This window comes from Vibrio hangzhouensis (genome assembly GCF_900107935.1).
Taxonomy (GTDB): Bacteria; Pseudomonadota; Gammaproteobacteria; order Enterobacterales; family Vibrionaceae; genus Vibrio; species Vibrio hangzhouensis.
In genome coordinates, this window is the sequence record NZ_FNVG01000018.1 from 85,973 (window position 1) to 96,306 (window position 10,334).

Consider the following 10,334-nt stretch of genomic DNA (forward strand, 5'->3'; position numbering starts at 1 on the left):
TCCGATTTGTGACGCTGCCACTGTTGCAAAAGCCAAAAGCTGATAGCATCACACTAAAGAAACCGCTTACTTTTTAGATGTCACTATGAATGAGATTAATTTTTGGAATGGCAACAAGTCTTCCTATCGACAGCTTTATGAGTTTGAGTTACTTGAACTGCTGTTAAATGCAACCCAAAGTTCTGGAACCAATACGTCTATCATAAATGATCTGACTGACTACCCTTCAGCTGAAGATGAAGGCAATGTGTTTGAGAACGGCACAGATGTTCTGGTCACTGTGAAGGGAAATGCAAAATTCGCTGGAAAGCGCTTTATCGAGTTACCCTACTCCATAACCAAAGACCTTTTGGGACAACGAATCCCGTTTATTCGCAGAAGCGAACTCAACCGCTTCGGCAATCCAGCTGAGTTGAGAATTGCGAAATGCGGTGTCCCAGAGACATGGGTGGACGCCGAACTCTACCGCCAGAATGAGTTTAATGTCATTGAAAGCGGATCATTTGAAGATGTGTTTGAGCGTCTGTCGGATGGTGAGTTTGATTATGTCTGCTTTGGTGCCAACGAAGCACTCGATATTTATGAGAACCGGGTAATCGACAAAGACGCTATCATCATGGCCCCCGATGTCATGATCGAATACTCCTTCCCATTGGTGTTCTATGTGAACGCTGATCTGCCTGAACTGGCTGAACGATTAATGGCAGGGTTTGAGGAAATTAGCCGCAGTGGTGCTTTTTCTGAGCTCTATTCTCGCTATTTTGGTTCTTTCGAAACCAAACTTTCTCTTGATAATCGACAACGTTTACTACTGAATAACCCATTTATCGCCTAAATCCAAAACAATAAAATTCTGGGATTTTAAACATGCAAAAAGCCTTGCTAGAAGCCGCTAAAGAAAAGCTCGCACCTATTAGCCGCCAAGCTGCAGCAGAAGGTATCGTTCTACTTGAAAACAATCAGGCTCTACCATTTACAAAGGGCACCGAAATTGCCCTGTTCGGGCGCTGCCAAATTAACACCTATCGAAGTGGTACCGGTTCAGGGGGGGCAGTGAATGTCCCTTACGCCATTAACATTGCAGAAGGGCTTCGCCAGAACAGCAACGTTAGGCTCAACGAGTCGTTAGCCGCAGTATATGCTCAATGGGTACAGAATCACCCATTTGATGATGGCGGTGGTGGCTGGGCCGCGGAGCCTTGGTTCCAACAGGAAATGCCGCTAGACGACACATTAGTTAAGCAAGCCGCACAACAGAGTGATTGCGCAATTGTTGTCATTGGACGTACCGCCGGAGAAGATCAGGATAATGCCGATAAGCCTGGAAGCTATCGCCTAACGGAATCAGAGCACGCCATGTTGGTCACGGTAACGCAACATTTCGACACCGTGATCATCGTGCTCAATGTCACCAATATTATCGACATGTCATGGCTAAACACTCTCGCCGATAAGCAATCCATTAAGGCTGTGCTCTACAACTGGGCCGCTGGAATGGAGGGTGGTCACGCTTTGGCGGATATTCTGACTGGCGAAGTATCACCAAGCGGTCGATTGACAGACACTATTGCCCATCAACTGTCAGATTATCCCTCTTCCGCCAACTTCGGTAACCTCGACAAAAATTACTATGCTGAAGACATTTATGTTGGCTACAAATATTTCGAAACCTTTAAACCGGAAGCCGTTCAATATCCATTCGGCGCTGGTTTGTCCTACACTCCGTTCAGCCAAAAACTGATTTCATTTGCAACTGTCGAAAAAAACGGCGTTGAAGAGCTGCACTTCCATTTCGAAGTAGTCAATAAAGGTGATTCTCACTCAGGCAAAGAAGTAATTCAGCTCTATGTAGAGGCACCACAGGGTAATTTAGGTAAGCCCGCACGTGCTCTGGTTGGATTCAGCAAGACTAAGGAACTGACACCAGGCGAAAGCGAACTGGTTCGCATTGTTGTTCCCGTATCGCAACTCGCCTCTTACGATGATAGCGGCGCAAGTGGTGCAAAAAGCTGCTACGTACTTGAGGCAGGCGAGTACCGATTCTACTCGGGCGACAATGTTCGTCAGGCACACCTGTTGGACGCAAGCTTTGAAGTCACCGAGCTTCGTATCGTGGAAAAGCTGACGGAAGCGCTCGCGCCTATCTCGTCATTTGACCGAATGAAACCGGCAGCTAAAGCAGAAAGTGGTCATTACCAAGTCGGTTACGAAGCCGCACCGATGCGTACGATTTCTCTCAAAGAGCGAATTGAGCAAAACCTGCCACAAACGCTGACAATAACCGGTGACAAGGGCATCAAGCTCATTGATGTCAAGCAAGGACATGCCTCAATGGAAGCCTTCATCGCCCAGTTATCATCAAAACAGTTGGCCACCATTGTACGTGGCGAAGGGATGTGCAGCCCTAAAGTCACCCCTGGGACTGCAGCGGCATTTGGTGGTGTGTCTGACGCGCTATTTGGCTTTGGTATTCCTGTTGCTGCCGCTGCTGACGGGCCTTCCGGGATCAGAATGGACAGCGGCCACAAAGCCACGCAGTTGCCGATAGGAACGTTATTGGGTTGTACTTGGAACAGTGAACTCAACGAGTATTTGTTCAATTTACTCGGCCAGGAGCTTTTGGCTTATCAAATTGACACACTCTTGGGGCCAGGCATCAATATCCACCGTCACCCATTAAATGGCCGTAACTTTGAGTACTTCTCTGAAGATAGCCTACTCACCGGCGTGATGGCCGCGGCGCAGGTGAAAGGATTAAAAGACGCTGGCGTAACTGGAACCATCAAGCATTTCGCGGCTAACGATCAGGAAACCGCTCGGATGGATGTCGACAGCATTATGTCTGAACGCGCGCTGCGTGAAGTGCATATTAAGGCATTCGAAATGGCGGTAAAAGAAGGCGGTGCCACCACAATCATGACCTCCTATAACCCAATCAATGGTCATTGGGGAGCATCTAACTATGATCTTAATACCACCATACTACGAAATGAGTGGGGATTTGACGGTATTGTCATGTCTGACTGGTGGGCCAAAATGAATAGCCCAATTGATGCAGGCAAAGAAGATAAGTCATTTACCTCGTACATGGTCAGAGCTCAAAACGACCTCTATATGGTGGTAGGAAACGAGGGCGCAGAAACCAACCCTATGAAAGACAATACGCTTCAAGCGTTGGAAGACGGCACATTGACACTTGGTGAGTTGCAGCGCTGTGCCATGAACGTTTGCCGTTTTGTCATGAATGCCCCTGTTATGGAACGTCCCCTGAAACCTTTTGAACCTATCAAAGCATTCAAGGCTATTGAAACTATTACAGAACGCGAAAGTATCTGCATTAACGACAGCATATCACTGGAATGCGGTGCCAATGTCGAAAAGTGGCTCAACGTAAAGCAAAGCGGCACGTATCAAGTGTCGGCGACGATGAGTTACGATAGAAACTCCCTCGCTCAGTCTTCTTGCAGTCTGAGTATCAATGACGAGTTCAGCATGTCGCTGTCTATCAATGGTACTGATGGCGAAGTCATTGCGGTGGATGGGCTTCAGATCAGGTTGACGTCCGGATATTACAAGCTAGCGGTTGATTTCGTTAAACCAGGACTGGTAATCCACCAGCTTAACTTGTCGATGGTTGACTGAGGTTGATCGGACAGGCTACAGTGAAGCCGCAATTCCCACATGTTTGGGTATTGCGGCTTTTTCAGCTCTAGTACTCTACTGTGACCCTTGATTGACAACGTGTTTTGACAATCCACGCACGAACGTGGTCATAGCTCAGATTGAAAATGAAAGCGTAAATCGTCACAAAGACTGTAACACCAACGTCCATCACCAACGCTTCCCAAAGCGTTACGTGCAGCATATAAGCCATCACCGGTACAGTAAGCACAAGTAACCCCGCTTCAAACAGCACTACATGAACCACTCTTATCCCCATGGTACGGTTAATTTTCTCTCCTTTTACAAAATGATCGAACACTAGATTGAAAAGATAGTTCCAGCACATGGCCATAGTGGCGATGACTATCATCGTTCCTGATAATTTGCTTAGATCATGATCTGTAAAAACTGATAGACCAACGATAGTAAAAGATACCGCCAGCACTTCAAATAGCACCGAATGAAAGACTCTTTCAAACGCTCCCATCGTTCACCTCCTTAGAATATATTTACACCTTCGATATTAGATGTGCCGATTATGACGACGACGAAAACAAAAGAAAGTTAACAGCTATCACACTTAGTGATAGCCTTAAGGGCATTGATTGGAAAGTCAGGTCTTCGAAGAGAAACTAATGTACAGTTTTGAACAACTCAAAATCTTTGTCGCTGTCTGTGAACATGGTTCTTTTTCCGCTGCAGCGCGTAAACTCAAGCGGGCACAGTCAGGTGTGAGTCAGGCCGTTGCCAATCTTGAAATCGCCATCGATCAGACCTTATTCAGTCGTGACAAGAATATTCCTCAATTGACTGAGAATGGCAAAGCACTGCTGCCCATCGCTCGTTCTATTTTGAATCAGCAGAAGTATTTCGATCAAAAAGTAGATTCTTTATCCAAAGACTATGAGCACGAACTCACTATCGCCGTCGATGAAAGCCTGATGGATAAGAGTTTTCTCAAGATACTCGCTCCACTAGCAGCAAAATTTCCCATCACAAATTTTGAGCTTATCTGTGCCTCAACGTTCGACGTAGAACGGTTGGTCAGAGAACAAAAAGCACAAATGGGTATCGTCTACGCGGATGGAGAACTTAAAGTCGATATGGATTTCTTCGTGTTAGGGCAGGCAAGATTTCTCACCGTCGTCGCGCCTGAGCACGAACTGGCAAGCTTACCCATTGTTAAAGACTCAGATTTGAAAAGTTATTGCCAATGTGTTCACCGCAGCTCGGAAAAAAAAGAGTTGTGGTTCACTTATGGCATCAGTTCCAACATCTGGTATGCCAATGACCACAAAACTCTGGTCGATATGGTTTCTGAAGGAATAGGCTGGTCAAATCTGCCTGAGATGCTACTCAAACAGAGCATTCAACATAACGAGGTGGTGGTACTCCCTGTTGCGCATGAGAAAAGTGGTTGGGTGACCACCGTCGGCTGTCTGGTATCGCGAAGCCATTCGAACGGTCCGGTATTGTCAGAACTCATAGAGTTACTGCAAAAACATCAATTTATTGATGACCATTGGGAGTAAAGCCCTAACCGATGATTAGGGCTTTGCGCTTAAATTGACTAATCGTTATGCCAGCGGATGTTGGCAAGTACGGTGGTGAACTCACCTTCACTGAATAACATAAACGGCGTATCCAGATATTTCAGCTCAATACCCTTAGAAGCAAAGCTGGACACCGGAACGTCAATGGTCACAAATTGCCTTGGCACCTGAAGTTTATCGGTGATATCAAGGGCCACCACGTCTTCATCTAACTTGTTTTCTGTCCATTTTTGCAAAGCAAGATAAACGGGCTGAGTTGGTAATCGTGATACTTTGACCTCAAAACTCAGCTTGCCTTTTGCAGAGCCATAACCAGAAAGATCTTCCACTCCCCCGTCACCCGTCTGAATGTAGGCGGCAGCAAAACCTCCCTTAAAGGTCAGTTCAACCGCATCCTGCTGCTGCTGGTAATTGTAAGGCTTAGTGTCAATCGTCGTTAGAGACATCGGGTTGTTCCGAGACACATCACTACCAATCCAATGAACGAAATCCGCAACTTTAAGTTGGAAATCACCAATGGTCGACTTCACCCCATACAGTTCCAGCGCCTGCTCGGCCATACCGTCTGTTTTCTGGTCAGACTGATCGATAGCAATATGGTCCAGATCTCGGGTTTGCAGAGAATCCGAATAGTTAAGACCATAACCGTATTCAAACAGTGGTGCATGTTCCCCTTTTGGCGACTGCTCCAGTGCCGGCACTTGATAATCCGGGATATGCAAAGGTATACGATTGACGGTGGCACTTCGTTTCTTATTTGGCCAACTGAATGAAAGCTGGCCCTGAAAATCATAACGAGGCTGGGCGTTGACGTCACCAATCAATACATCCGTGATCCCTTCTCCTTCACTGCCCGGTAACCACGCAGCAACGAATGCATCGGAACGGGCTATCTCTTCATTGAGATAAAGCGGGCGGCCGCTATAGAACACGGTAATAATTCTGGCGCCACAATCGTGGAGCCTGCGTATTTTCTCTACGTCTGGGCGGTAACTACGCTTGAGCTGACCAAATTCCAGAGTCTGCCAGGCCTTAATGTCCCCCATCATTTCTGAATACGGATCTTCACCAATGACCACAATCGCCACATCACCCGGTTTAACTTCTGTCTCAAGCAAAGGGTCGTAAGTGACATTGTCACCTCCGAGTTCATTGATCAGCGCCATTTTGAAGGTAGTTGCGCCTGGGAAGTCCTCCAGTGTATTCTCATCACCTTGCCAGGTCAGGTTCCAGCCACCAGACTGTTTTTGCAAGTCATCCGCTGCACTGCCTGTCAGAATCACCTTCTGATCACTGGAAAGAGGTAAGATCTGGTTCTTATTCTTCAATAATACCAGAGACTTACGCACTGCTTCTCTCGCAACCTCACGGTGTTCATCAGCACCTAGTAAAGACTGTTTTCCTGCCAAAGCACGCTGTTTAGGAGACGGTTTCTCCCAGAGTCCGGCACGCATTTTTACTCGGAGAATTCGTGTGACAGCATCGTCCACTCTTTCCATCGGGATGACACCCGACTTAATATCTTCCAGAGCTTTGTGGTAGACCGCTATCCAGTGCTTATGGACAGGCACCATTAGAATATCGTTTCCGGCATTGATCGCGTAAGTTGCATCGCCATCGGAACACTTACTGACTTCTGCATGGCCATGCCAGTCTGTCACTATCAGCCCATCAAAACCCATTTTGTCTTTCAGCACATCAGATAATAAGTACTTGCTGCCGTGAATTTTGTAGTTGTATGCCTCTCCCTCTTCAGGGTCATGATCATAATTGGCCGGATTTTCCCAGGTGTTGAAAGACGACATAACCACCTGTGCGCCAGCCTCTAACCCACTGAAGTACCCCATAGCGTGGATATTTCTCAACAAATCTTCACTGTATAGATTCTTTCCTCGGTCAATACCAGTGAGGGTACCACCGTCACCTACCCAGTGTTTGACGTTTGAGATGACATGATGCTCCCCTTTCAGGTCTGCGGCACTCCCCTGAAGACCTTTGACCATTCTCGACGCATAACCATAGGTAATCTCAGGATCTTCCGAATAGCCTTCATAGACGCGCCCCCAGCGCAGATCTCGAGGCGTCGCCACCGTAGGTGCAAATGTCCAGTCGAGTCCTGTTGCCGCGACTTCAACTGCGGTGATCTTTCCGATTTTTTCAATCAACTCTGGATCTCTTGCCGCTCCTAATCCAATGTTGTGGGGAAATACAGTCGCACTAAAGGCGTTATTATGACCGTGTACAGCGTCGGTCGCCCACATAAAGGGCACTCGAAACGGTCTGTCTGCGTAAGCCTCTTCTATCGCATGCCAAAACTCATCGGCCTTATCCGCCCAGTCCTGAGCCGTTGAGTGTTTATTTTCATTTGGCCACGCACCGCCACCATTGAGAATTGAACCTAGCTTATACTGTTTCGCTTCTTCAGGGGTTACGCCTCTGAGATCTGGCTGAATCATTTGGCCCAATTTCTCTTCAATGGTCATCAGCGCCAGAATACGCGCCACTTCCTGCTCAATGACATCATCTTTGGCAATGGCTGACTGAATGCGAGGCCAGTCTTTAAAATAAGGGATTTGGTAAGACATCTTGGATTCCTGAATAAAAAATGAAATAAACCAATGACAGCGAGTAAAGTGATTCGGACTCACCTCCACTGCTTGTGGTAAATAGAGTAAACATTCCGGCTTTATCCGGGGGCCAGCCCCCCGAATATGGTGTAAATAATGTGCTCATTTCGCATCTGTTCCGACTCATAAAGTTAAGCACACCAACGCAGATAGAGACATCCGATATAGACTCAAATAACGTAAAAATACCGGATTCTGGGCGCTAGAATAGTATCGAGTAAAAACTGAAGTAGATGTGATCTGCATCACACTGACCAGGTGGCCGGATACCCAATTTTGAAAACTCAGAAACCCTACACAAAATCAAACCTTACCGTGAAACTATTTATGAAATAGTTAAGCTTAATCTTATAAAAACAATCAGTTACAAGGAAACAAAGCAATATCCGCATATCACTGCTTAAGGTCATTTCATGGCGAAAACTACCTTCAAAGCGCCAACATTGCTATTGTGGAATACAGTGGACGTTTAAAAAAAATAACGACAAGGCAACACGATGCAAGACACTGACCCAAAACAGAATCGTAAGAATTTAGGCATTCTATTGGAACTGCTAAAATTTGTTCGACCATACAGAAACAAAGTCATAGCGGCACTGGTTGCCCTTATCTGCACCGCAGCGTTAACACTGTCTGTGGGCCATGGCGTACGGATTTTGATTGATCAAGGCTTTGCACAACAATCTTCAGAGCAACTGAGCAGCGCGATACAGTTCATCTTACTGGTGGTACTGTGCATCTCGATCGGTACGTTTTTTCGCTTTTATCTGGTTTCCTCTGTTGGCGAACGAGTGAGCGCGGACATTCGACTTGCGGTGTTTAATCACATTGTCACCTTGCACCCCAGTTACTTTGAGACCAATGGCAGCGGTGAGATCATGTCACGCCTGACTACTGACACCACTTTGCTGCAAAGTATTATAGGCTCCTCCTTTTCAATGGCCATGCGCAGTGCACTGATGTGTATGGGGGCTGTAATCATGCTGTTTGCTACCAACATCAAACTTACTCTGATTGTTCTGGCATCGGTACCCTTTATTCTGGTGCCCATCCTGTTTTATGGACGTCGGGTTCGGGCACTTTCCCGCCAGAGTCAGGATTCGATGGCCGACGTGGGCAGCTATGCGGGTGAAGCCATTGAACACATTAAAACGGTTCAGAGTTACAGCTATGAAGCGCAGGAAAAAATCTCATTTTCGGGCGAGGTAGAAAGAGCATACGAGATTGGTCGAAAACGGGTGAAACAGAGAGCTATCCTGATCTCTGGTGTTATCGTTATCGTGTTCAGTGCAATCGCAGGAATGTTATGGGTGGGCGGCAGTGATGTCATAAAAGGTACTATGTCCGCCGGCGATCTTGGTGCATTTGTCTTTTACGCCATTATGGTCGCCTCTTCCCTCGCAACCATTTCCGAAGTTCTCGGCGAGTTGCAGCGGGCGGCAGGTGCCACAGAGCGCCTGATTGAGATCCTTAAAGTGGAAAGCCATATCATTGCTCCAGAGGTAGATATGGTTTCTCCACACCAACTCAGACCGGAAATTGCATTTGATAAGGTTACCTTCCACTACCCTTCAAGACCTGGTGTGGCAGCAGTGGATGAACTGCAACTGAAAGCTGAAGAAGGCAAAGTACTGGCACTAGTGGGCCCTTCTGGAGCAGGCAAGACGACGTTATTTGAGCTGCTACAGCGGTTTTATGACCCACAGCAAGGTGCGATCACCTTTGGTGGCACAGACATTCGTCGCTTTGACCCTCAAGCCCTTCGTCGCCAAATGGCACTTGTGCCGCAGCAACCCGCACTCTTCAGCAATGATGTCTACCATAACATTCGGTATGGAAATCCTGACGCGACGGATGAGGAAGTAATAGCCGCAGCGAAGAAAGCCCACGCTCATGAGTTTATCTCACAACTGCCAGAAGGCTATCACAGTTTTCTGGGGGAGCGGGGTGTCAGACTCTCCGGTGGTCAACGTCAGCGAATCGCCATCGCCCGCGCTATTCTCAAAGATCCGAAAATATTGCTACTCGATGAAGCCACCAGCGCATTGGACAGTGAAAGCGAACATCACGTTCAGCAGGCGCTAGAGGAGCTAATGACCGGGAGAACAACCATCATCATTGCTCATCGGTTGTCGACGATCCAACATGCCGACCAGATTGCGGTACTTGATCAGGGCCATTTAGTCGATGTAGGTGATCACCATTCACTACTCAGCAGTTGTGAACTATATCGGCGACTGGTCGAGCTTCAGTTTAAACACCTGAGCAACCAAAAAATAACCTCGTCATTCCCTTAAAAAAGGAATCTAATACAGCGCGCTGTAAGCGCAATTTAAGTGACTATACTCAAGTGACCTCAAGATGCAGGACTCAGAGCTGCATCAAGGTGTTCAGTTCAAGGAAAATAGTTGAAGGAATGGCTATTCCCTTTCGAAGCTATTTGACGCAGAAATGGGCACCTTGATGAGCTCCCAAAGGGCGAGTTTACTTG

Annotated in this window: 6 protein-coding genes; 4 read left to right on the forward strand and 2 right to left on the reverse strand. The window is 47.1% G+C overall.

Annotation, left to right across the window (positions count from 1 at the left end):
• The first annotated feature begins 85 nt into the window (after positions 1–85).
• The gene (locus tag C4S60_RS16785; protein WP_103881518.1) at positions 86–835 is read left to right on the forward strand and encodes a type 2 periplasmic-binding domain-containing protein; all 750 of its coding nucleotides are present in this window, start codon (positions 86–88) and stop codon (positions 833–835) included.
• Positions 836–867: 32 nt separating this feature from the next.
• Complete coding sequence (locus C4S60_RS16790; protein WP_103881519.1) at positions 868–3,642, forward strand: glycoside hydrolase family 3 protein; 2,775 nt, start codon at positions 868–870, stop codon at positions 3,640–3,642.
• Between the two features lie 67 nt (positions 3,643–3,709).
• Here C4S60_RS16790 and C4S60_RS16795 read toward each other — a convergent pair whose 3' ends face one another.
• A complete protein-coding gene (locus C4S60_RS16795; RefSeq protein WP_103881520.1) occupies positions 3,710–4,150 on the reverse strand; it encodes a PACE efflux transporter in 441 nt (146 codons plus the stop codon).
• A gap of 148 nt (positions 4,151–4,298) precedes the next feature.
• Between C4S60_RS16795 and C4S60_RS16800 the strand changes: the two genes are divergently transcribed.
• Positions 4,299–5,195, forward strand: coding sequence for a LysR family transcriptional regulator (locus C4S60_RS16800; protein ID WP_103881521.1), 897 nt, complete (start codon positions 4,299–4,301; stop codon positions 5,193–5,195).
• A gap of 38 nt (positions 5,196–5,233) precedes the next feature.
• On the opposite strand, the gene C4S60_RS16805 is transcribed toward C4S60_RS16800, so the two are convergent.
• Complete coding sequence (locus C4S60_RS16805) at positions 5,234–7,801, reverse strand: glycoside hydrolase family 3 protein (RefSeq protein ID WP_103881522.1); 2,568 nt, start codon at positions 7,799–7,801, stop codon at positions 5,234–5,236.
• A gap of 539 nt (positions 7,802–8,340) precedes the next feature.
• On the opposite strand from C4S60_RS16805, the gene C4S60_RS16810 reads away from it, so the two are divergent.
• Complete coding sequence (locus C4S60_RS16810; protein ID WP_103881523.1) at positions 8,341–10,140, forward strand: ABC transporter ATP-binding protein/permease; 1,800 nt, start codon at positions 8,341–8,343, stop codon at positions 10,138–10,140.
• Positions 10,141–10,334: the final 194 nt, after the last annotated feature.